At 69.9% G+C, this 21,626-nt stretch carries 21 protein-coding genes; 13 read left to right on the forward strand and 8 right to left on the reverse strand.

Annotated features, from left to right (window positions below; genetic code table 11):
• Positions 1-37: 37 nt before the first annotated feature.
• The 6 genes from AC5DRG_RS34470 to AC5DRG_RS34495 all read left to right on the forward strand — a co-directional run bounded on the left by AC5DRG_RS34470 (position 38) and on the right by AC5DRG_RS34495 (position 6,544).
• Positions 38-1,192 (forward strand): DUF4190 domain-containing protein, encoded by a 1,155-nt coding sequence (locus AC5DRG_RS34470; RefSeq protein ID WP_491803456.1) that lies wholly within the window; start codon positions 38-40, stop codon positions 1,190-1,192.
• A 147-nt stretch (positions 1,193-1,339) separates the two neighbouring features.
• Complete coding sequence (locus AC5DRG_RS34475; RefSeq protein ID WP_491803457.1) at positions 1,340-2,092, forward strand: GntR family transcriptional regulator; 753 nt, start codon at positions 1,340-1,342, stop codon at positions 2,090-2,092.
• 319 nt (positions 2,093-2,411) lie between these two features.
• On the forward strand, positions 2,412-2,603 hold the full coding sequence (locus tag AC5DRG_RS34480) for an SPOR domain-containing protein (protein ID WP_491803459.1): 192 nt from the start codon (positions 2,412-2,414) through the stop codon (positions 2,601-2,603).
• Between the two features lie 27 nt (positions 2,604-2,630).
• The gene (locus tag AC5DRG_RS34485) at positions 2,631-3,038 is read left to right on the forward strand and encodes a (deoxy)nucleoside triphosphate pyrophosphohydrolase (protein ID WP_491803461.1); all 408 of its coding nucleotides are present in this window, start codon (positions 2,631-2,633) and stop codon (positions 3,036-3,038) included.
• 191 nt (positions 3,039-3,229) lie between these two features.
• Positions 3,230-3,628, forward strand: a complete 399-nt coding sequence (locus AC5DRG_RS34490) for an ATP-binding protein (RefSeq protein ID WP_491803462.1) — start codon at positions 3,230-3,232, stop codon at positions 3,626-3,628.
• A gap of 261 nt (positions 3,629-3,889) precedes the next feature.
• On the forward strand, positions 3,890-6,544 hold the full coding sequence (locus AC5DRG_RS34495) for a SpoIIE family protein phosphatase (protein WP_491803463.1): 2,655 nt from the start codon (positions 3,890-3,892) through the stop codon (positions 6,542-6,544).
• Here the strand turns inward: AC5DRG_RS34495 and AC5DRG_RS34500 are convergent.
• A complete protein-coding gene (locus AC5DRG_RS34500) occupies positions 6,541-6,741 on the reverse strand; it encodes a DUF397 domain-containing protein (RefSeq protein ID WP_491803464.1) in 201 nt (66 codons plus the stop codon). The genes AC5DRG_RS34495 and AC5DRG_RS34500 overlap by 4 nt on opposite strands.
• Before the next feature lie 10 nt (positions 6,742-6,751).
• The gene (locus AC5DRG_RS34505) at positions 6,752-7,597 is read right to left on the reverse strand and encodes a helix-turn-helix domain-containing protein (protein WP_491803465.1); all 846 of its coding nucleotides are present in this window, start codon (positions 7,595-7,597) and stop codon (positions 6,752-6,754) included.
• Positions 7,598-7,793: 196 nt separating this feature from the next.
• On the opposite strand from AC5DRG_RS34505, the gene AC5DRG_RS34510 reads away from it, so the two are divergent.
• Complete coding sequence (locus AC5DRG_RS34510) at positions 7,794-8,201, forward strand: ATP-binding protein (protein WP_491803466.1); 408 nt, start codon at positions 7,794-7,796, stop codon at positions 8,199-8,201.
• 36 nt (positions 8,202-8,237) lie between these two features.
• On the opposite strand, the gene AC5DRG_RS34515 is transcribed toward AC5DRG_RS34510, so the two are convergent.
• Both AC5DRG_RS34515 and AC5DRG_RS34520 read right to left on the reverse strand, forming a co-directional pair.
• Complete coding sequence (locus tag AC5DRG_RS34515) at positions 8,238-8,921, reverse strand: uridine kinase (protein WP_491803467.1); 684 nt, start codon at positions 8,919-8,921, stop codon at positions 8,238-8,240.
• Positions 8,922-9,039: 118 nt separating this feature from the next.
• On the reverse strand, positions 9,040-10,695 hold the full coding sequence (locus tag AC5DRG_RS34520) for a hypothetical protein (RefSeq protein WP_491803468.1): 1,656 nt from the start codon (positions 10,693-10,695) through the stop codon (positions 9,040-9,042).
• 167 nt (positions 10,696-10,862) lie between these two features.
• On the opposite strand from AC5DRG_RS34520, the gene AC5DRG_RS34525 reads away from it, so the two are divergent.
• The 4 genes from AC5DRG_RS34525 to AC5DRG_RS34540 all read left to right on the forward strand — a co-directional run bounded on the left by AC5DRG_RS34525 (position 10,863) and on the right by AC5DRG_RS34540 (position 14,379).
• Positions 10,863-11,993, forward strand: a complete 1,131-nt coding sequence (locus AC5DRG_RS34525) for a glycoside hydrolase family 18 protein (protein WP_491803470.1) — start codon at positions 10,863-10,865, stop codon at positions 11,991-11,993.
• Between the two features lie 7 nt (positions 11,994-12,000).
• A complete protein-coding gene (locus AC5DRG_RS34530; RefSeq protein ID WP_491803471.1) occupies positions 12,001-12,300 on the forward strand; it encodes a hypothetical protein in 300 nt (99 codons plus the stop codon).
• A complete protein-coding gene (locus tag AC5DRG_RS34535) occupies positions 12,300-13,328 on the forward strand; it encodes a phosphotransferase (RefSeq protein WP_491803473.1) in 1,029 nt (342 codons plus the stop codon). Before AC5DRG_RS34530 ends, AC5DRG_RS34535 begins: the two co-directional genes overlap by 1 nt.
• A 118-nt stretch (positions 13,329-13,446) precedes the next feature.
• Positions 13,447-14,379 (forward strand): class I SAM-dependent methyltransferase, encoded by a 933-nt coding sequence (locus tag AC5DRG_RS34540; protein ID WP_491803474.1) that lies wholly within the window; start codon positions 13,447-13,449, stop codon positions 14,377-14,379.
• A 7-nt stretch (positions 14,380-14,386) separates the two neighbouring features.
• On the opposite strand, the gene AC5DRG_RS34545 is transcribed toward AC5DRG_RS34540, so the two are convergent.
• From AC5DRG_RS34545 to AC5DRG_RS34560, 4 genes are read right to left on the reverse strand one after another with little or no spacing between them, the layout of a single operon-like run.
• Complete coding sequence (locus tag AC5DRG_RS34545) at positions 14,387-15,163, reverse strand: succinate dehydrogenase/fumarate reductase iron-sulfur subunit (RefSeq protein WP_491803475.1); 777 nt, start codon at positions 15,161-15,163, stop codon at positions 14,387-14,389.
• Positions 15,160-17,127: a fumarate reductase/succinate dehydrogenase flavoprotein subunit gene (locus AC5DRG_RS34550; protein WP_491803476.1), complete on the reverse strand. Its 1,968-nt coding sequence runs from the start codon at positions 17,125-17,127 to the stop codon at positions 15,160-15,162. Before AC5DRG_RS34550 ends, AC5DRG_RS34545 begins: the two co-directional genes overlap by 4 nt.
• Entirely contained in the window at positions 17,127-17,948 is an 822-nt protein-coding gene (sdhC, locus tag AC5DRG_RS34555) for a succinate dehydrogenase subunit SdhC (RefSeq protein ID WP_491803477.1), read from the reverse strand. Before sdhC ends, AC5DRG_RS34550 begins: the two co-directional genes overlap by 1 nt.
• Before the next feature lie 26 nt (positions 17,949-17,974).
• The gene (locus tag AC5DRG_RS34560; RefSeq protein WP_491803478.1) at positions 17,975-18,265 is read right to left on the reverse strand and encodes an Rv0250c family protein; all 291 of its coding nucleotides are present in this window, start codon (positions 18,263-18,265) and stop codon (positions 17,975-17,977) included.
• A gap of 287 nt (positions 18,266-18,552) precedes the next feature.
• Between AC5DRG_RS34560 and AC5DRG_RS34565 the strand changes: the two genes are divergently transcribed.
• Together AC5DRG_RS34565 and AC5DRG_RS34570 are read left to right on the forward strand one after the other, a co-directional pair.
• The gene (locus AC5DRG_RS34565) at positions 18,553-20,715 is read left to right on the forward strand and encodes an ABC transporter family substrate-binding protein (protein WP_491803479.1); all 2,163 of its coding nucleotides are present in this window, start codon (positions 18,553-18,555) and stop codon (positions 20,713-20,715) included.
• 90 nt (positions 20,716-20,805) lie between these two features.
• Positions 20,806-21,477, forward strand: a complete 672-nt coding sequence (locus AC5DRG_RS34570) for a hypothetical protein (protein ID WP_491803480.1) — start codon at positions 20,806-20,808, stop codon at positions 21,475-21,477.
• The last annotated feature ends 149 nt before the right edge of the window (positions 21,478-21,626 follow it).

A 21,626-nucleotide genomic window follows, 5' to 3' on the forward strand; every position in this document is an offset into this window, starting at 1 on the left:
GCCCTTCTGAACCGCCCGAACCAGGAGCACGGTACTCGTGTCCATACCTCCGCCCCCTGGGCCCCAAGACCAGTACCCGCAGCCTCCCCACGCCCAGATGCCGCCGTACCAGACCTGGGGCCACGCCTACTACACCCCGCCCAACCCACCGGCGCCCGTCAACGGCCTCGCCATCTCCGCCCTGGTGCTCGGCCTCCTCTGCTTCCTCCCCGCCGTCGGCCTCGTGCTGGGGCTGATCGCGCTGGCGCAGATCAACAAGCGGGGCGAGCGGGGCAAGGCCATGGCCATCGCCGGGACCGTGCTCTCCTCCATCGGGCTCGCGTTCTGGGTGCTGATCCTCACGACCAGCGCCGCGTCCGACTTCTGGGACGGCTTCCAGGAGGCCGCCAACGACAGCGCGAGCCTCTCCGTAGCCAAGGGCGAGTGCTTCGACTCGTCGAGCGGCTCGCTGGAGGGCCTGACCTACGACGTCGACGAGGTGCCCTGCGCGGGCAGGCACGACGGCGAGGTTTTCGCCACCGTCACGCTGCCGGGCGGGAGTTACCCCGGCGAGGACCACCTCGCGGGCGTCGCCGACGACAAGTGCTACGCGCTGCAGCCGGACTACGCCATGGACAGCTGGGCCCTGCCCGGCGACGTGGACGTGTACCACCTGACCCCGACCTCGGAGAGCTGGCGCTACGGCGACCGCGAGATCACCTGCGTGTTCGGCAACACGGACTCCAAGGGCACGCTGACCGGCTCGCTGCGCGCCGACGAGACGACGCTCGACACGGACCAGGTGGCCTTCCTGAAAGCGTCGAACGCCGTGGACGAGGTCCTGGAGGCGGAGCCCGGGGTGTACGCCGAGGACAACCTGCCGGGAGCCCGGACCTGGGCGGGCAAGGTCGAGGACGTGCTCGGCGAGCAGGCGGCGGCGCTGGGCAGCCACCCCTGGCGGTCCGACGTCAGCAAGCCCGTGGCGGACGTGGTGAAGGACCTGGAGGCCGCCCGCAAGGAGTGGGCAAAGGCGGCCGCCGCCACCGACGCGGACGCCTACTACGAGCACTACGACAAGGGGTACGAGCTCATCGACGGCTCGACCACGGTCACCGCGCGCAAGGCTCTGGGCCTCGGCACGACCCCGCCCTGGGAGGACGGGGACGAGGGCGGCGCGGACGACGGCGCGGGTGACGCCGGCGTCGATGTGTGAACGCGGCCATAGCGGGGAGAAAGTGCCTGCGTAAAGGCCTCACCCGGCAGATGTCATCACATCGAGTGATTCTCTGGCCTTTGCTTGCAAGGCTCAACCCACGGTTGCCAGGCTGTAGCTGTCTGTACAACCTGATGGGAGCGGCCTGTGACATTCGGTGAGCAGCCTGCGTATCTGCGCGTCGCGGGTGATCTCCGTAAGAAGATCACCGACGGCTCGCTGCCACCGCACACCCGCCTCCCGTCCCAGGCCAGGATCCGCGAGGAGTACGGCGTCTCGGACACCGTCGCCCTGGAGGCGCGCAAGGTGCTGATGGCCGAGGGCCTGGTCGAGGGCCGCTCCGGCTCGGGCACCTATGTGCGCGAACAGCCCGTGCCCCGCCGTATCTCCCGCTCCGGATACCGCCCGCCGACCGGTGCCACGCCCTTCCGGCAGGAGCAGGCCGAGGGGGAGGCGCGCGGCACCTGGGAGTCCAGCAGCGCGCAGGCCGAGGCGAGCGTCCTGGTCGCCGAGCGGCTCGGCATCCAGCCCGGCGAGCGCGTGATGTGCACGAAGTACGTGTTCCGGGACGCCGGCGACGCGATGATGCTCTCCACCTCCTGGGAGCCCCTCGCGGTCACCGGGCGCACCCCGGTGATGCTTCCCGAGGAGGGCCCGCTCGGCGGCATGGGCGTCGTCGAGCGCATGGCCGCCATCGACGTGATCGTGGACAACGTCACCGAGGAGGTCGGAGCCCGTCCCGGTCTCGCGGAGGAACTCCTCGCGCTGGGCGGGGTTCCCGGTCATGTCGTCCTGGTCATCCAGCGGACGTACTACGCCTCGGGACGCCCGGTCGAGACGGCGGACGTAGTGATTCCGGCCGACCGCTACCGGGTCGCCTACCACCTTCCGGTGAAGTAGCGCACAGACTTCCGGCAGTTGCCCTGGTCGCCCCTTCAATCACCCGCTACCCGCACGCCGTTGGATTCCGGTCGTTCTCGCAGGTGGCCCCGGACGCGCGTAGCGGCCCCCTGACCCGAAGCGTGGAGGCGCATACACGGCGCATCCGGCGTCGTGTGCCCCGGGGTTGGGGGGTCCCGTCCTGGCCGGTTGCGTACCTCTTTGTGAAAAGACGGCTTCGCTGCGTAAAGGTTAGGCGTAGGCTCGGGCATATGCGGATTGCGGTTTCCTTAGCGGGCGGGGCAAGGCGACAGCCGCGGGCGGGAAGTGGAGGGGCGCGATGAACGACGGCACGATCACTCTTCCCTGGCTCGTCATACGGCAGGACGACAACGGCAATCGCTACCGCGTGGGCCGGTACGCGACGCGGGCCGAGGCCCAGAAGATCGCCGACAGCCTCGACAACCGCGGCCACAAGCAGCTGTATTGGGTGGAGCGCATCAGCCCGAACGGAGACGGCTCGCGCAACTGACCCACGGGACGCCCTAGTCTCCGCCCCATGACAGAACAACGGACCGTGGTCGTGGGCGCCGCCCTGCTCGACGGCGCCCGCCTGCTCGCCGCGCGCCGCAGCGCACCCCCGGACCTGGCAGGCCGCTGGGAGCTGCCCGGCGGCAAGGTCGAAAAGGGCGAGACACCCGAGGCGGCCCTGGTACGCGAGCTGAAAGAAGAGCTGGGCGTCGAGGCGGAAGTGCTCGACCGGGTCCAGGGGGAGTGGCCCCTGAGGCCGCCGTACGTCCTTCAGGTCTGGACGGCTCATCTACTCCCAGGCTCCCCGGATCCGAAGCCGTTGCAGGACCACGACGAACTCCGCTGGCTGGCTCCGGGCGAGCTCTGGGATGTGCCTTGGCTGGACCAGGATGTAGAGGCGGTCCAGAAAATCGCCGCCCTGCTGGGGCATGCCTAGGGGCGCGGGGAACTGCGCGACAAGCCACAACGAACCCGCAGCCGCAAGCCAACCGCACCCCCCGATCGAATAGGCGCCCCGCCCACTTTCAGCGCAGCGGCCCGGTACTCCCTCCTGGATATCGGGTATGTGCCCATTAACCCCATGAAACCGGACATGGGTGAGCTTCTTGGCCCGGGAAGTGATTCGGCGTGATCGACACCGAAGGCGACTGCGCCGAGTGGACCTTCCCCGCGGACCCCGGCGCCGTGCGCACCGCCCGCTCGGTCGTCCGCCGGCAACTGACCACCTGGGAGCTGGACAGCCTCGGTGACCTCACGGCCCTGCTCGTCAGCGAGCTGGTGACCAACGCGCTGCGGCACGCCACCGGCCCCATCGGCGTACGGCTGGTCCGCCCCGCGCGCCTCAGCGGCGTACTGCTGGTGGAGGTCTCCGACCCGCTCCCCGACCCGCCCCGCGAGCGCGTCGCCCGCCCCGAGGACGAGAGCGGACGCGGCCTGGCCCTGGTCGCCGGGGCCTCGCGGCGCTGGGGCACCAGACCCGGGGAGGCCGGCAAGACGGTGTGGTTCGAGCTGGCCGTACCGGGCTGAGCGGCGCCCGTCGGGGGTGTACACGGAGTGTCGCGGTGTCGGGTGACTGGTTCAGGCCAGTGGCGGTTGTCGAGTGGTGTGATTCGACTGCGTGTCCCCTGGTTAGAAGACTGTAGGTGTTGTCGCAGCCAGGACCGAAAACCGTCGGGACCGTGCTGTGATCGTGAACACCGTGTTGTGCGGCGCCGTAGTGCTGGATACTGCGGGCAGCCGCCTCCGGTGACCGGTGCCGGACGCGGTGAGCTGGAGGGGACGGTTCGCGTGAGCGAGATACCAGCGAAGGCCACGGAGTCCGAGGACCCGTCGGACGGCGCGAGGGCAAGGGCCACGGCTGATGCCGTGGCCGACAGGCCGGGCGTCGTGACGGGTCGGACAGGGCTGCCCGCTGCCGAGCTGCCGCCGGGCGACGCCATGTGGCAGAGCAGCCCGCCCGGCTCGATCTACGACTACATCAAGGTCGCGTCCTTCTCTATCGGCCCCGACGGGCTCGTGGACCAGTGGAGCCTGCGGGCGGAGCAGCTCTTCGGCATCCCCGTCGAGCGCGCAGTCGGCATGGACCCCATCGAGGCCTTCATCGACGCCGACCTGCGCGAGCGGGGCCAGCGCAAGATGGCCGAGATCCTGGACGGCCGGGAGTGGACCGGAGTCGTCCCCTTCCGGGCCAAGGGTGCGGAGGACGGCGGGAGCCGTGAGGGGCTCGCCGAGGTCTATGTGATGCCGACCCGGACCGAGGAGGGCGAGAAGGCCGCGGTCTGCATCGTCGTCGACGTCCGTACGCTGCGCAGCATCGAGACGGACCTCGCCGCCTCGCAGTCGATTTTCGGCCAATCTCCGTTCGGCTTCCTGCTGATCGACCCCGATCTGCGGATCCGGCGCGCCAACCAGCGGTTCGCCTCGATCTTCGGCGGTACCCCCGACGACCACCGGGGCCGCGGCGTCCCGGACTATTTGTCCAGGCCGGAGGCCGAGCGGGTGTCGGCGATACTGCGCCGGGTCCTGGAAACCGGCGACTCCATCACGGACATGCACGTCACGGGCTTCGTGCCGGGTTCCGAGGAGCGCCGCCACTGGTCGATCAACCTCTACCGCGTGCACAGCGGCAGCGGCCGCCCCATCGGCATCGCCTGGCTCGGAATCGACATCACCGCCCGCCGCGCCGCCGCCCGGGAAGCGGCCGCCGCGCGGCGCAATCTCGCCCTTCTGAACGAGGCCGGCGCCCGTATCGGCAACTCCCTCGACCTGGAGACCACGGCCCGAGAACTCCTGGACGTGGTGGTCCCCGGCTTCTGCGACCTGGCGACCGTCGACCTCTACCAGGGCCTCCTGGCCGGCGACGAGACCCCGCCGGGCCTCGCCGACGGCAGCGCGGAACTGCGCCGGGTCGCCTTCGCCAGCGCCGTCTCCGACATGCCCTTCGTCGTCGGCGGCGGCGACCCCGTCGCGGTCGGCGCCGTCCACCACTACCCCTTCAACTCGCCCTGCGCGGACGCCCTGCGCACGGCCCGCCCCCAGAACATCCCCGGCGAGGAGGGCGGCCTCGTCCAGTCCACGCTGGCCGTTCCGATGGTCGCCCACGACACGGTCGTAGGGCTCGCGCAGTTCGCGCGTACGAAGGGCAGCGAGCCGTTCGGGGAGCGGGACCGTGATCTGGCGGTGGAGTTGGCGGCGCGGGCGGCGGTCTGTATCGACAACGCGCGGCTGTACCGGCGTGAGCACGAGCGGGCGTTGATACTGCAGCGGTCGCTGCTGCCCCCGGGCGACCCGGTGGCCTCCGGCCTGGACATCGCCTGCCGCTATCTGCCCGGCAACTCCTCCTCCGACCGCCCGAGCGAGGTCGGCGGCGACTGGTTCGACGTCATCGAACTCCCCGGTCACCGTACGGCGTTGGTGGTGGGCGACGTGATGGGCAGAGGGCTGCGCGCGGCGGTGGCAATGGGTGAACTCCGGTCGGCGGTCCGTACGTTGGCGCTCCTGGACCTCGAACCGGCGGAAGTCCTCTCGGCGTTGGACGAGATCGCACGCGGCCTCGGGGCGCCGGGAGGCGTCCAGCAGGCGACCCGCGCGGCTCGCCGCCCCCGCGAGGCGGACCTGTCGGAGGTGTACCTCGCGACCTGCGTGTACGCGGTATACGACTCGGTGACCAGGCGCTGCACCTTCGCCAACGCGGGCCACCTGCCCCCGGTGCTGGTCGAACCCGGCGAGGCCGCCCTCATGCTCGACGTGCCGCCCGGCATGCCGCTCGGCGTCGGCGGGGAGCCCTTCGAGGAGGTGGAGGTCGAACTACCCGAAGGCGCCCTGTTGGCGCTCTACACGGATGGACTGGTCGAATCCCGCGACCATCCCCTGGACGAGGGCCTCAACGCGTTCGTAGGAGCCCTCACGGACCCCACCGAACCCCTTGAGGACGTCTGCGACCACGTCCTCAACACCCTCGACAGCCACCATGGCGAGGACGACATCGCCCTGCTGATGGCCCGCGTCCAGGGCCTGCCGGCCGACTCGGTCGGCGACTGGACCTTCCCACGCGAGCCCCGCAGCGTGGGCCGAGCCCGCGAGCAGGCCCGCAACCAGCTGCTGAGCTGGGACCTGGAGCCCCTGGTCGACACGACGGAACTCCTGGTCAGCGAGCTGGTCACCAACGCCCTGCGGTACGGCGAGGGAGAGATCAGACTGAGGCTGTTGCTGGACAGCACCCTGGTCTGCGAGGTCTGGGACTCGGGCCTGGTCCAGCCCCGCCGCCGCCGCGCCCGCGACACGGACGAGGGCGGCCGAGGCCTGCAACTGGTCGGCCTCCTGTCGGCAGGCTGGGGCTCGCGTCGGACACCGCGCGGTAAGACGGTCTGGTTCGAACTCCCGCTCCCGGACGGGGAGACGGGGCTTATGGATCCGGCGGAGGCGTTGCTGAGCCTGTTCTAGCCGGTTGGCTGCTGGGCTCGCAGGTGGCATATGAGGGCGGTGAGCCCGGTGGCGGTGGTGTGCATTACCGTGCCGGGCTCGTCGCTTTCGCGGAGGAGGAGAGCGCTGGGTGCTTGAGGGGCGGCGATCTCAAGGCAGTTGGGGGCGTCCCCGCCCTCGGAGAAGGAGGATCTCTGCCACACGAGAACGTCTGCCATGTCGTTCCTTTCAGGTCTGTCGAGCCAGGTCGTGAATGAGTTCCCTCGACTCTACGACTCCGAGCGCAGCCTTCTCCGCCTCGACGATGTCTCGCCGATACCAAGCGAGCTGGGCCTCCGCATCCAGGAAACTACCCCCGTGGGGAGCGTCTCGTAGAACGGTGTCCAGCTGTGGAACGGGACCGTCCAGCAGCAGAATCGGACTGCTGCTGGTGAAGCGATCCCTGTCGAACGGAACGACTCGAACGGTGACCTGAGGACGCTCGGACTGCTCCAGAATGTGCAGCAACTGCCGCCGGGCAACCTCGCGATCAGACTTCCTGATCCTCAGTGCCGCCTCGTGGATAACGACCTCGTAGAGGTAGTCCTCCCTGTCCAGGATCTGCTGTCGCCTCATCCGGAACGCCACGCGGAGTTCCTTCTGGTTCTCGCTCATCTCCAAGGAGGAGCCCACGTAGAGAGCTCGTACCTGCTCCTCGGACTGCAGCAACCCAGGGATGTTCACGATCTCCAACGACCTCACGTGCCGTGTGTGGTGCTCCAGTTCGGCCAGGTCGAGAAATCCTCGCGGGAGCAGTCCCCGGTATTCCTCCCACCAGCCGTGCACACGCTCGATCGCCATGGCGGCAAGTGCGTCAACGAGCGGGGTTTCGCCAGCCCTGTAGAAGTCGGCCAGGAACCGCACGCGCTCCGCGCTCACCCCAACACGCCCCGCCTCTACGTTGGAAAGCTTGCCCTCGTTGATCCCCGTTGCGCGGGCGGCCTCCCGAAGCCCCAGGCCCGCCCGTTCGCGGAGCTTGCGCAGTTCCTTGCCCAAGCGCTCCTGCCGCACGGTGATGACGCTCCTGGCGACCATCTACCCCACCTTTCCCGGAAGTTGAGAACACCATATTCCGGGTCGAGCTTGACCCGGGTCAAGCTCGACCCCTACCGTCGGTGACGTGAAGACCACTCCCCGGAGCGGAAGTGCATCGCCCTGCCCTGCCGCGGCACCCGCGACGGAGCCACCGCGCCGGTCTCATCCACCCCGTTCTCCCCACAGGAGTCACCGCATGCAGAACTGGCAGTACACCCTCTACATCCCCAACGACCCCAGAGCGGTGGGAATCTGCCGCCGGACCCTCCGAGACATCCTCACCGCCCATCACCTTCCCGCCCTCGTCGACCCGGCGCAGTTGCTGGCCACCGAGTTGCTCACCAATGCCGTCCGGCACACCGAGGGCCCGGCCGCCCTGAAACTCAGGCAGTCGGGCGATTCCCTCCGCCTCGGAGCCTGGGACACGGACCCCACACCACCAACACCCCCCATACACCGCCCCGTTGTCTCGGACGACACAGGCCGCGGCCTCCACCTCGTCCACGCGTACGCGGACGACTGGGGCTGGTTCCAGATCAACGGAGGATCGGGCAACAAGGCGGGCAAGTTCGTCTGGTGCGAGCTGGGAACGGAGCCCGACTGACTGGTTGGGCTGCGACCACTCAAGGAAGTCCGTGCCTTACGGCACAACGTCCCATTTCACTACCTGAGGCTCGACCGGATCGTTGTTGTCAATCACCACGTTGGCGGCGAGCTCAGGTGCTGCCGTTACGCGGTAGAGCCGCTGCCCAGGCATGTAACGCCGCTGGTATCGCTCGCGTACCGCATCGGGCCCAGCCATCGGGACGGCGTCACGTACCAACGCCCGTCGCTGCGCCTCTTCAGCACTGACATCGACGAAGATGCTCACATCCCAGCAGCCGCGGAGTTCCGGGCGAAGCAGGAATACGCCGTCGAACAGCAGCGCCGCGCCCTCCGGTGCCAGCCGGACCGGCTCCTCTATGGCCTCGTCGATCCGGTAGTCGAACACAGCAGTGCGATACCGGCGGTCACCATGCGGGCCCAACGGATCCAGGACTTCCCTGCGGACAGCGTCGTAGTCGAACGAGTCATGATAAAAGCCCTCGGGCGATAGGCTCCCCCGCCGGAGCCGAATGCTCCTGGGCTGGTGGAATCCGTCGATGCAGACCCGGATCACCGCACGTTTCCCGACAAGACTCTCGGCCAGTTCATCGGCCAAGGTGGTCTTGCCGGCCGCGTCCGGACCGTCCACTGCAACGCGGAGCACATGCTCCGGCCGCCTCGACATGATGAACTCGGCCAGAGCCTCGACCAGCCCGGACCGCGTCAAGCGCCCTTCCACCGCAACCACCTCCCAGGGGCGGAACCGCCACCGCGCAGCCCGTAGAGAGCTAGATGAGCTCAAGGCGATCATTGGATCCCCCCGGCACGACCAACCCAACGCCGAATCCCACCACGAATTACGGGACAGTCTTAGGGAAGTTACGGCGCGCCCGGGTCTGCCGCCCGCCGAAGCTTGCGGGCCGGCCACCGTCCGGGCTGCCGCTCAGCAGGATCCCGCCGAGGATCGCCCCTCCGGCCCCGGCGCCCCCGCTCGCGTGCTCGGCAGTCGGGGTGCCGTGGAGGCGTACGTCCTGCTCGGCGAGTTCCCGGGCCTCGTTCGCCAGATCGTCGGCGCGTATCAGGTCGCCGGGGATCGAGGTGTCGAGCAGGCTCTGGGCCGCCGCCAGGCGGGTTCGGGCCGCGGCGCCCACCGCGCCCCGGTGTGTGGTGACGAAGTCGGCCGCGGCGGCTGTGGAGCTGTGCGCGGTGAGGTGGGCGGCAGCCGCGAGGACACCGGCCCGGCTGGTGGCGAGCGGTAGGACCGCCCGTAGGGTCCGGCGGAGGACGCCCAGCGGGTCGTAGGGCTGTCCGCCGGTCAGCTCCTGCCGTACGGAGCTCAGTACGGCGTCGGCGTGCAGGAGTCGTGAGTGCAGCTCGCCCATGGGGACGTTCGGCAGGGCGTCTGGAGCGCTCGGCCTCCCCGCGTCTGAGCCGGCCGTCGCGCCCGAGGTCACCGCCCGCACCTCCGCCAACTCCGCCTCCACCCCCGTGAGTGCGGCGGCGACCATATCCGCGGCGGCCGCCAGCTGCCTCGCCAGGCGTTCGACGCCGTCGACGAAGACGCCCGCCTGGGCTGTGGCGCCCTCGGCGGCGCGCAGGTGGGCGATCGCGCGGGGGATGTCGGCCAGGTCGGCTGCCTGGCGGGACTGGTTGAGGCGGGCGGTGGCGAAGAAAAGGCGATCCTTGGCCTGTTCGATGTGACCGGTGACGGTGGCGCTTGCGGTGGGGGCGTACCGCTCGGCGAGGGCGGTGAACCTGGCCTCGGCCGTCGCCGTGCGGGCGGGCAGGTCCCGGAAACGTGCCTCCGCGATGTCCAGCGCCGCGCCCACCCCCTGTTCCAGGCCTCGCAGTTGGTCGAAGCCGGCCGCCGCGCTGTCCAGGCGCCGGCCCGCCTCCGCGCATCGGCCGACGATCCCCGCGAGGGCGTGCCGCCGGGCCGACTCCTCCTCCGGTACGCCGTCGTCGTACCGCTGCCGCATCCTGAACGCCGCCGACAGCTCGGCCTCGGCCTCCCGGAGTGCCCGGGCGAAGGGCTCCGCCTGCTCCGCGCCCGACAGCGCCTGGGCGTAGGAGAGTTCCTCGCCGCTGGTGCGTACGCAGTCGTCGGCTTCGACCAGGGCGGCCTGCGCCTGCCGGTCGAGTTCGGCCGATGTCGGGACGTAGGGCTGCGGTGGCACCACACCCGGGGTCGTTCGGGTGCGCGCCCGCCGGGTGCGCCGTATGTACCCGTATCCCGCGACCGCGACCGCCGCGGCCGCCACGAGCAGCGGCAGGACGAGGTCGGAGGCGGACGCCTCGTCCTCTTCTTCCTGAGCCTCCTGAGCCTCCTGAGCGGCGAGGCTTGGCACGGGCCCCGCCCGTGACGCCGGAACCGTATCCCCGCCATTGATCGTCATCACCGGCAACACCAGCCACACGACCCCGGCCACACCACCCAGCACGGCATGCGCCACCCGCACGGATATGTGGGAGTGGGCGCGCCGAGGCCGGCCCCGGATCAAGGATGACGTCACATTTCGGAGCGTATGGCCGTGTATGCGGGCGCGCGACCGGTGTGCGTCCGTGGTGGGGAGGCAGGGGGAGACGGGGATGGAACGCATGGGGGGTACGGGGATGGACGCGGAGCGGGAGACGGACGAGCAGCAGCCGAGGAAGACGGACGAGCGACCGCAAGCCGCCGATGGTGAGGACACCCCACAGGGGCCACCCGCACCCGACGACGAAAGTAGTTACGGGTGGTGCGGGTGGGAACGAAAACGCCGAAGGCGAAGCCGAGGCCGTACCCCCCGCCCCACCCCGGCGGAGCCGCTGGCTCCGCTGGACCGGACGCATAGCCCTGGCCGCAGTCCTCACCCTCCTCCTCTCCATCCTCGGCGCCGAAACAGCCCTGCGCGTGAACTACACAGGCGACCCGGCCCCCGGCACCCACACCAGAAACCGCGACGCGATCTGGCTGGGCCACGCCTGGGTGGACGGCCGTAAGACCGACGCGGAGGTCTCCGCACTCGCCCGCCGCCTGAAGAAGTCCGGCATCCGCGACCTGTACGTCCACGCGGGCCCCCTGGAACACGACGGCACGCTCCCCAAGTCGGCGTACCCCAAGGCAGGTTGGCTGATAGCGGCGATACACCGAGAAGCGCCCGGCATCCGCGTCCAGGCCTGGCTGGGCGACGTACTCGCCACCGAGAGCCCCGACGGCATGCGCTTGGAACGCGCCACGACCCGCGCTGCCGTGGCCGACTCCACCCGCCAGATCCTGGACGCGGGCTTCGAGGGCGCCCACTTCGACCTGGAGCCCCTCCACTCGGACGACGAGAACTACCTGTCCCTCCTCGACACCCTGCACGACCTCACCGGCGCCCGAGACGCCCAACTCTCGGTCGCCGCCCACCAGATCGACCCGCTCCCCGGCTTCCACTCCTTCTGGGACGTGACCACCGGGCACCCCAAGTGGTGGTCGCAGAAGTTCTTCGGCGAGGTGGCACGCCGGGTCGACCAGATCGCCGTCATGTCGTACGACACCATGCAGCCCCTGCAGAGCCTGTACGGCGGCTACGTCGCCCAGCAGACCTCCCTGGCCCTGGAGGTCACCCCGTCCTCGACCGACCTCCTGATGGGCCTGCCCTTCTTCCACGACAACCGCTTCGGCCACCGCGAGTCCGCCGAAACGGTCCCCGCCGCCGTCCGCGGTGTCCGCCTCGGCCTCTCCCGCACGGACCCGGACCGCGCCAACTTCGGCGTCGCCCTGTACGTGGACTTCGCGGCCGAGGAGGAGGACTGGACCGCGTACCAGCAGGGCTGGGTGTCATGATCGGGGAATGCACTGGTACTGGTACGCGCTGGGAGCGGCAGCTCTGCTCGCGCTGAGCAACGTCGCCCTCGCCGCGAGGGCAATAGCGACCGGCCGGCTGCCCCGCTGGCTGCGTTCCCGCACGCTCCGACCCGACCTGTGGGGCTACGGGGCGCTGTGCCACACCATGTCGTTCCTCGCGGTCGTGGCCTCCTGGCGGTTTGGTGCTGACGGATTCCTGTACGGCGTCTTCGCCGCCATGGTGCTCGGCATCCTCGGCAGCGTCTTCGACCACTACGCTGGCCGACCTCGTCGCAAAGCCGCCTGATGCGCGCCCCCTCCGCCCGCAAGCCCCTGAACCGCACCGACCTGACCCCCCTCGCCCAGGCCGCCGCAGGCCCCCGCCGCACCCTTTCCGGCGTGACCCGTCTACGCGGCGGCAGCAAGAAGGGCGTCTACCGGCTCATCTACGACGACGCCTCGACGGCCGTGGCCTACGTCTGGTCCCCGGACGAGGATTACTGGGCCACCGGGGACAGCGGTGACCAGCCGCCCGCCGACCCTCGCCACCCCTTCTCCCACGCCTCGGGCCTCGACCTCTTCACGGCGGCGCACGACCGCCTCTCCTCCCTCGGCGTCCGTACCCCGCGCCTCCTGCTCGCCGACCCCACCCGCACCCACCTCCCCGCGGACGCGGCCGTCGTCGAGGATCTCGCGGGTGGCAGCCTGGAGGAGGCGCTGCGGAAGGACCCCGGGAGCCTCGGGCTCGGGAGGCTGGCCGAGGCGCTGGAAGTCATGCGCGCCTGCACGGGGCCCGGCTTCGGCAAGGTGGCCGTCGTGGACAACGGCCAAGCCTCACACGGCAGTTCGTGCGAGCAGCTCGTCGTCGACCGCGCGCTGAGCGACATCGAGGAGATCGCCGTACGGGACCCACGGGCCGCCGCGGCGCGCGAGGCGTTCGCGGACGCGGTGCTAGCCCTGGCCGCCGATGTCCGCCCCCGCACCCACCACACCCTTATCCACGGCGAACTCGGCCCGGATCACGTCCTGTTGACCACCGACGGTCACCCAGCCCTGATCGACATCGAAGGTCTCATGTACTTCGACGCGGAGTGGGAGCACGTCTTCCTCCGCCTTCGCTTCGGCCCCGCCTACGACACCCTGCGCGCCCCCGGTCTCGACGAGCGACGCCTGCGCCTGTACCGCCTCGCCATGCACCTGGACCTCGTCGCAGGCCCGCTGCGTCTCCTCGACGGCGACTTCCCGGAACCGGGGCCGATGCGGGCGATCGCGGAGAACAACCTGCGCAGGGCGCTGGAGTTGGCTGCGGACCGGGGCGCGACACCGGCGGATTAACCATCTTGTCGCCCAGACGTCATGTGGGCTTTCCCCTTGCGCGTGCTCTCGTTTGTTGTGAAGGTGCTGTGTGCCGCCTAGGGTCCACATCTCCTATCGCTGTGAGGGTCACGGATTCATGCGAGCGTTCCTGAAAAGCAAGGCCGCCCGGCGCACCCTGCGCCCGATTGTCGAACTCATCGACCAGCGCGTAGAGCGCGAGGTCCGCCGTGTCATCGGGGAGACGGCCCGTGCCGACGTGACGCAGCAGGAGTTGAAGAAGCTGCGTAACCGTCAGCGGCCTCTGGAGCTGTTCTTCGACGGGACCGGGCGCGGTGCGTCACGGCTGCCGTCCGCGCCTCATCTCAACCGCACCATCACGGAGTTGGCGGAGGTGACCGGCGCGGACAGGGATGCCGCCGAGCGCAATGTGGCTCAGGCGTTCCGGCTGCTCATCGCGATGGAGGCGCTCGGCGTCGGCCGGATCGCGGGCGGCACGATGAACATCGTCGGCAAGCTCTCCGCCGTACCGCTGCTCGATCCGCCGAACGACGAGATCCTCGAAATCGGCACGCTGTACGGGATGTTCGGCGCAGGGATCATTCGGATGATGGAGCGTGCGGGGCGTGACCCGCAGCTCACCATCGTCGACCCGCTCGCGGGGACCCAGCTTCAGCCCGGCACCAGCATGAAGGGCGACGTGACCGGCACCCCCGTGCGGGAGGCCGCCGTACGCACCAACCTCGCGCTGGTCGGGGCGGCCGGTGCGGCAACCCGTATCCAGCAGGGCTTCTCCGAGGACCCCGAGGTGCGTGCCCTGGTCGCCGACCGTTCCTACGGGGTGGTCATCGTCGACGGTGACCACTCCGCGGCCGGAGTCGCCGCCGACCTGGAATGGGCCGAGCAGATCGTCGCGCCCGGCGGCATCGTCGTACTCGATGACTTCGGGCACCCCAAGTGGCCCGGAATCAAAGAGGCCTTCGAGAAGCACATGGCCGCTGCCGACACCCGGTTCACCTATCTCGGGCAGGTGGCGCACTCGGGGTATCTGCGGGCGGGGGCAGCTGCCTGACGGATCCTCAGGGGGTCGCCGGGCGGCGGCGGATCTTCGAACCCAGCCACACCAGCGGGTCGTACTTCCGGTCCACCGCCCGTTCCTTCAGCGGGATCAGCGCGTTGTCCGTGATCTTGATGCCCTCGGGGCACACCTCCGTGCAGCACTTGGTGATGTTGCAGTAGCCGAGACCGTGTTCGTCCTGGGCCGTGCGTTTGCGGTCCAGGCCGGTCTCGGCCGCCGCGTCCAGCGGATGCATGTCCAACTCGGCGACCCGCATGAGGAATCGGGGCCCCGCGAACGCCGGCTTGTTCTCCTCGTGGTCGCGGACCACATGGCAGGTGTCCTGGCACAGGAAGCACTCGATGCACTTGCGGAACTCCTGCGGCCGGTCCACGTCCTCCTGCATCATCCGGTACTCGCCAGGTGCCAGTTCGGCCGGAGGCACGAAGGACGGGACCTCCCTCGCCTTGGTGTAGTTGAAGCCCACGTCCGTCACCAGGTCCCGGACGACCGGGAAGGCGCGCAGGGGAGTGACCGTGATCGTCTCGGCCCGGTCGAACACCGACATGCGCGTCATGCACATCAGCCGGGGCCGCCCGTTGATCTCCGCCGAACACGAACCGCACTTGCCCGCCTTGCAGTTCCAGCGCACGGCGAGGTCGGGCGCCTGGGTCGCCTGGAGGCGGTGGATGATGTCCAGGACCACCTCGCCGTCGTTGACTTCGACCTGGAAGTCCTTCAGGTCCCCGCCCTTCACATCGCCCCGCCACACCTTGAAACGGGCCTCGTAGCTGCTCACTCGTACAGCTCCTCTTCGGCGAGGTACTTGACCAGCTCTTCCTTCTCGAAGAGAGCGAGCAGGTCCGGGCGGATGGGGTCGGTGCTCTCGCGGGTGAGGGTGATCTGGCCGCGGACGGGGTCCGTCGCCGCCAGGCCGCCGGTGGGGTCGGTGAGGGCGCAGAGGAGGTTGATGTTGCGCCATTTGCGGTCCATCCCGGGGTGGTCCTCGCGGGTGTGGCCGCCGCGCGACTCCGTGCGCTCCAGCGCCGCCCGCGCCACGCATTCGCTGACCAGCAGCATGTTCCGCAGGTCCAGGGCGAGATGCCAGCCCGGGTTGAACTGGCGGTGCCCCTCGACACCGGCCCGCCGCGCCCGTACGCGCAGCTCCGCGAGCTTCTCCAGCGCCTGCTCCATCTCCTTCTCGCGGCGGATGATGCCGACGAGGTCGTTCATGGTCTGCTGGAGTTCCTGGTGCAAGGTGTACGGGTTCTCCGGCGGGCGTCCGTTCTCCTCGCCCGGCTCGGGGCCCTCCGCCGAGAAGGGGCGCAGCGCCTCTGCCGACGCCAAGTCGACCTCGGTGTCGCTGATTTCGGGGCGTTCGAAGGCCAGCCCCGCCGCGTACTCGGCCGCGTGCAGGCCCGCCCGCCGCCCGAACACCAGCAGGTCGGACAGGGAGTTGCCGCCGAGCCGGTTGGAGCCGTGCATACCGCCCGCGACCTCGCCGGCCGCGTACAGGCCCTGTACGCCGCGCGCGGCGGCCGTGTCGGAGTCGACCGCGATGCCGCCCATCACGTAGTGGCAGGTCGGCCCGACCTCCATCGCCTCCGCCGTGATGTCGACGTCCGCCAGCTCCTTGAACTGGTGGTACATGGACGGCAGTCGGCGCCGGATCACCTCGGCCGGCATACGGGTGGACACGTCGAGGAAGACGCCGCCGTGCGGGGAGCCGCGGCCCGCCTTCACCTCGGAGTTGATCGCGCGGGCCACCTCGTCACGGGGGAGCAGCTCGGGTGGGCGCCGGTTGTTGGCCTGGTCCTCGTACCAGCGGTCGCCCTCCTCCTCCGACTCGGCGTACTTCTCCTTGAAGACGTCCGGGACGTAGTCGAACATGAACCGCTTGCCCTCGGAGTTGCGCAGCACACCGCCGTCCCCGCGCACGGACTCCGTGACGAGGATGCCCTTGACCGACGGCGGCCAGACCATGCCGGTCGGGTGGAACTGCACGAACTCCATGTTCAGCAGCGGCGCCCCGGCGAGCAGGGCCAGCGCGTGTCCGTCGCCCGTGTACTCCCACGAGTTCGACGTCACCTTGAAGGACTTGCCGATGCCACCGGTCGCGATCACGACGGCGGGCGCTTCCAGGACGAAGAAACGTCCGGACTCACGGTCGTAGCCGAATACGCCCGAAACCCGGCTGCCCGCGGCGGAGCCGCTATTGGGCTCAGTCTTCAACACCCGGGTTACCGTGCATTCCTGATAGACCTTCAGGCGGGACTCGTAGTCGCCGGTCTCCTTCATGTCCTGCTGCTGGAGCGAGACGATCTTCTGCTGGAGGGTCCGGATCAGTTCGAGGCCGGTGCGGTCGCCGACGTGGGCGAGGCGCGGGAACTCGTGGCCGCCGAAGTTGCGCTGGGAGATGCGGCCGTCCTTCGTGCGGTCGAACAAGGCGCCCCAGGTCTCCAACTCCCATACCCGGTCCGGGGCTTCGCGTGCGTGCAGCTCGGCCATCCGCCACTGGTTGAGGAACTTGCCGCCGCGCATGGTGTCGCGGAAGTGGACCTGCCAGTTGTCGTCGGAGTTGACGTTGCCCATCGCCGCCGCGATGCCGCCCTCGGCCATCACCGTGTGCGCCTTGCCGAACAGCGACTTGCAGATCACGGCCGTACGGGCGCCGCGCTCCCGCGCCTCGATCGCGGCACGCAGCCCGGCGCCGCCGGCGCCGACCACGACAACGTCCCACTCCTGGCGGTCGACCACGGACATCAGAACAACCTCGGATCGTCGAAGGCGCCGGAGGCGACCAGGTAGACGTAGAAGTCGGCGAGCGCCACGCTCACCAACGACGCCCAGGCGAGCAGCATGTGACGGGCATTCAGTTTCCCGACCCACTGCCAGGCCTTGTAGCGCACGGGATGCTTGGAGAAGTGCTTCAGCTTGCCGCCGACGATGTGCCGGCAGGAGTGGCAGGACAGCGTGTACGCCCAGATCAGCGTGATGTTGACCAGGAAGACGAGCGTGCCGAGGCCCATGTGGCCCCAGTCGTAGTGCTCGTCGCGGAAGGACAGCACGGTGTCGTACGTCAGGATCCCGGCGACCAGGATCGCGGCGTAGAAGAAGTACCGGTGGACGTTCTGCAGGATCAGCGGGAAGCGGGTCTCGCCCGAGTACTTCTTGTGCGGCTCGGCCACCGCGCAGGCGGGCGGGGAGGCCCAGAAGCCGCGGTAGTAGGCCTTGCGGTAGTAGTAGCAGGTCAGGCGGAAGCCGAGCGGGAAGATCAGGATGATGATCGCGGGGGAGATCCCCCACCAGCTCCCGAAGAGGTCGGCGTTCGGCCCGGCGCGCATGGTCTCGCACCGCTCCGCCAGGCAGGGGGAGTAGAACGGCGAGACGTAGGGCGCGGAGTAGTAGTCGGTGTCGGCGAACGCCCGCCAGGTCGAGTAGACGATGAACGCCAGCAGACCGGCCGCGGTGGCGGCCGGTGCCAGCCACCAGCGGTCGGTCCGCAGGTGCGGGGCGTCGATCGCGGCGCGCGTAGCGGTGCGTACGCCGCCGCCGGTGGGATGAGGTTCCGTACCAGTGGCCAACTCATGACTCCGGTCGGTTCGGGTGCTCAGGGTGCGTGGCGGTCGCGGGCGCCGAGACCTTCGTCGTCCGTGTCGATCCACAGGCTGTTGTCGTAGGGGGTGTCGGAGATGGTGACGAGATCGGGCCGCCGGGACGAGGTGGAACCGGAGGCCGTCTGGCGCAGCAGCGCGGCGCTCTCGCGCAGGTGATCGCAGTCGGTGCGGACGCGGCGGATGTCGAGCCCGCCGCTGCCCAGCTGCTGTTCCAGACGGCTCACGGACCTGGACAGGTCGTCGAGGTGGCGCTGGATGGACGTCAGTTCGTCGTGCACGGACATGACGTGACCTCACTTCCGTAGGCCGGGCGGCCCTGGGTGGCAACGTTCATGCGCCTGCGAGTGTTGCGCGTCACACCTCCCGGTGGGAAGGGACGTGCACCGATTGGCCGAGGCGTGTGGGTGCATACCGCTGTGCGTTGCGCCGCACGGGTGGGTTTCCCGGCCGTTGTCGCCGTGTCGCCCCGTGTTGCCGAATCCTTTCCTCTTCAGTGGCCGCATACATGTGATCAGCTCCATATACCGCCATAAGTGATCATAACGCCCGCGGCTCCCGGAGGTAAGCAGAGATGTCCCACGACGGCGTCAGACTGCGCGCAGTCATGCGCTCGGCCGCCTTCCTCACCGCGGGCGCGCTCGCGGTGTCCGTGCTCGCCGGGTGCAGCTCCGAGGACGAGGCGGGCAAGCCGCTCGCCAGGCAGGACATCGCTCCCGCCGCCCGCGCCCTGGTCCTCGACGGCGGCACCCTGCACTGGGCGGTGGACGCCGTGCCGGAGACGCTCAACACCTTCCAGGCGGACGCCGGCACGGCCACCACCCGGGTCGCCCAGGCCGTCCTGCCCTCGATGTACCGGCTCGACGCGAACGGGCGGCCGGAGCGCAACCCCGACTACCTGGAGTCCGCCAAGGTCGTCGAGACCGAGCCCAAGCAGGTCGTCCTCTACAAGCTCAACCAAGCCGCGGTGTGGAGCGACGGCCGAGAGATCGGCGCCGCCGACTTCGCCGCCCAGTGGCGGGCCCTGTCCGGCAAGGACAGCGCCTACTGGACCGCGCGCAACGTCGGCTACGACCGCATCGAGAAGATCCAGCGCGGCGCCGACGACCTCGAAGTCAAGGTCACCTTCAGCCGCTCCTACGCCGACTGGAAGTCGCTGTTCTCCCCGCTGTACCCGAAGGACGTCATGGGCACCCCGGACTCCTTCAACGACGGGGCGCGCAGAAAGCTCAAGGTCACCGCCGGTCCCTTCGCCCTGAAGAAGGTCGACCGCAAGAACGACGAGGTCACCCTCACCCGCAATCCCCGCTGGTGGGGCCGGGCCCCCAAGCTCTCCTCCCTCGTGCTGACCGCCGTACCCCGCGAGAAGCGCGCCGCCGCCCTCGCCGCCGGTCGGATCGACGTCGCCGAGATCGACGCCTCCGCGGCACAGCGCATCGCCCTCGCCGGCCGCGCCAAGGGCACGAGCACCCCGCTCCAGGGCGCCGGCGCCCAGCCGAAGCAGCGCAAGGCGGCCACCAAGTACGAGCGTCAGCAGGACGCCCTGCGCGGTTTCGAGGTCCGCAAGTCCCTGGAGCCCACCTACACACAGCTCGCCCTCAACGGCGTCGGCGGCCCCCTCGCCGACGAGCGGGTCCGCAGAGCCGTGGCCCGTGCCCTGGACCGCACCGAGCTGGCGAACGTCGTACTCAAGCCGCTGGGCCTGCCCGCCGTCCCGGTCGGCAGCCACCTCGCGCTCTCCGGCCAGGCCGCCTACGCCGACAACAGCGGCGCGCTCGGCGGCCAGGACACCGAGGAGGCGCAGGCGCTGCTCGCGGACGCCGGGTGGGTGCCCGGCGGGCCGGTCAAGACGCAGCCGAAGAAGGGCGAGAAGGCGGCCGGCGCCAAGGGGAAGAAGGCCGACGAGAAGTCGTCCGAGGGCGGCGACGACGGTACGTACATCGTCGGCGAGGACGACAAGGCGCTGCGCGAGGCCGAGCGGGAGAAGCGGAAGGATCCGCGGGGGCACCAGAAGTCGGGCACGTCCCAGGCTCACAAGAGCGAGGACGGTGCCAAGCATCTTGCCCAGGACGGCAAGCAGTTCACCGGCAAGCAGCTGAAGCAGGGGGGTGCGCCCGGCGCGTACGCCCCCAAGGGCACCGCCGCCCCGGTCGGCGCCGAGCGTGGGGCGCTCGCCAAGAACGGCAAGTCGCTGAGCCTGCGCTTCGTGCTGCCGTCCGGGTCCGGCTCGGAACCCCTGCGGTCCGTCGCCGACCGCATCTCGGCGATGCTGGCCAAGGTCGGTATCCGCACCGACATCAAGAAGGTCTCCGACGAGAGCTACTTCAAGGACCACATCGCGTCCGGCCAGTACGACCTCGCCCTCTACTCCTGGCCCGCCTCGGCCTTCCCCGCCACCGACGCGCGGCCCATCTACGCCAAGCCGGTGCCTGCCGCCGACGGCTCCCTGAACGTCGAGCAGAACTACACCCGGGTCGGCACCGACCAGGTCGACCAGCTCTTCGACCAGGCCATCGCCACGCTCGACGAGGACGAGTCCCGCGCGCTGGTCCGCAAGGCGGACGCCCGCATCTGGGCTGCCGCCGGCTCGATCCCCCTCTACCAGCGCCCCCAGCTCACGGCGGTGAAGAAGAACATCGCCAACGCCGGCGCCTTCGGCTTCCAGACCCCGGTCTACGAGGACATGGGGTTCCTGAAGAAGGGCGCGAAGCCTTCGGCGAGTCCGTCGGAGGGGTAGGGCGTACGATTCCGCCCAGATGATCAGCACGGCCGCCGTCCCGCATCACGCGGGGCGGCGGTCGTCGTACGGGGGGAAGGGGACCGGGCGATGCGCGGTTCGGCAGGCCGGAGCTTGGCGGCGGCGTGGGTCGTGGCGCTTGTGGCCGGAGGCTCGGCCGGGTGCACCGGTGACTCGGGCGGCACGGATGACGGCGTCAAGGGGGCGCAGGCCGTCGCCGACAAGGCGTGCGCGAACGGCACGTACACCTGGTTCAACATCGAGAAGCCGACGAGGCTGCTCGGGGTCTCCGAGGTGGAGACGCTGGGCAAGGGCGGCGGCGAGCTGAAGAACAAGGTGAAGCGGCTGGCCGGCGTCAGGACCTCGGTGCAGGCCGGGAGCGGTGCGCCGGCTGCGGAGGAGATCCTCTTCTCCCTGGGCAAGAAGATCGGCGAGATCGACTCCGACGCCGCTTCCGTGAAGGACACCGACGGCGATTCGTGGCGGTTCACAAAGGCCGGCGACACGGGACCAGAACTGAACGACGGCAGCGTGGCACCGAGCGGGTCGGGGCGGTTCGTGCAGTACGTCGCGGTACGCGTCGTCGAGGCGGACTTCCGCTACTCCTGCCCGGGGGACAAGGCCATTACCGGGCGCGCGGAGAGCTGGACCGCTGCGACAGACGGCCTCCTCGAGTGCGACACGGAGAACGACAGCGCCACGGCACAAGAGGCCGCCCGCCTCTCCTGCGGTGCGGACTCAGCCGCCGCGAAGACCGCCTGACCCCGCCCCTCCAGCCGCCCGGCAGGGCCCTGCGGAGGCCGACTCCCGCAGCGCCCCGTACCATGGGGTAAGGCCGTGGCATGTCCAGCCCGGCAGGGCCCGCGTAACACTGATGTACGCGCAGGCCGTCCTCACACTCCGGGAGAAGC

This window comes from Streptomyces sp. JLBG701, assembly GCF_058544905.1.

Bases quoted from the DNA above. Each gene is read 5' to 3' on its own strand.
- AC5DRG_RS34535 (WP_491803473.1), top strand. From the start codon at position 12,300: ATGCGCGCCCCCTCCGCCCGCAAGCCCCTGAACCGCACCGACCTGACC.
- AC5DRG_RS34480 (WP_491803459.1), top strand. From the start codon at position 2,412: ATGAACGACGGCACGATCACTCTTCCCTGGCTCGTCATACGGCAGGAC.
- AC5DRG_RS34525 (WP_491803470.1), top strand. From the start codon at position 10,863: ATGGTGAGGACACCCCACAGGGGCCACCCGCACCCGACGACGAAAGTA.
- AC5DRG_RS34530 (WP_491803471.1), top strand. From the start codon at position 12,001: ATGCACTGGTACTGGTACGCGCTGGGAGCGGCAGCTCTGCTCGCGCTG.
- AC5DRG_RS34485 (WP_491803461.1), top strand. From the start codon at position 2,631: ATGACAGAACAACGGACCGTGGTCGTGGGCGCCGCCCTGCTCGACGGC.
- AC5DRG_RS34560 (WP_491803478.1), bottom strand. From the start codon at position 18,265: ATGTCCGTGCACGACGAACTGACGTCCATCCAGCGCCACCTCGACGAC.
- AC5DRG_RS34565 (WP_491803479.1), top strand. From the start codon at position 18,553: ATGTCCCACGACGGCGTCAGACTGCGCGCAGTCATGCGCTCGGCCGCC.
- AC5DRG_RS34570 (WP_491803480.1), top strand. From the start codon at position 20,806: ATGCGCGGTTCGGCAGGCCGGAGCTTGGCGGCGGCGTGGGTCGTGGCG.
- AC5DRG_RS34505 (WP_491803465.1), bottom strand. From the start codon at position 7,597: ATGGTCGCCAGGAGCGTCATCACCGTGCGGCAGGAGCGCTTGGGCAAG.
- AC5DRG_RS34510 (WP_491803466.1), top strand. From the start codon at position 7,794: ATGCAGAACTGGCAGTACACCCTCTACATCCCCAACGACCCCAGAGCG.
- AC5DRG_RS34500 (WP_491803464.1), bottom strand. From the start codon at position 6,741: ATGGCAGACGTTCTCGTGTGGCAGAGATCCTCCTTCTCCGAGGGCGGG.
- AC5DRG_RS34540 (WP_491803474.1), top strand. From the start codon at position 13,447: ATGCGAGCGTTCCTGAAAAGCAAGGCCGCCCGGCGCACCCTGCGCCCG.
- AC5DRG_RS34550 (WP_491803476.1), bottom strand. From the start codon at position 17,127: ATGTCCGTGGTCGACCGCCAGGAGTGGGACGTTGTCGTGGTCGGCGCC.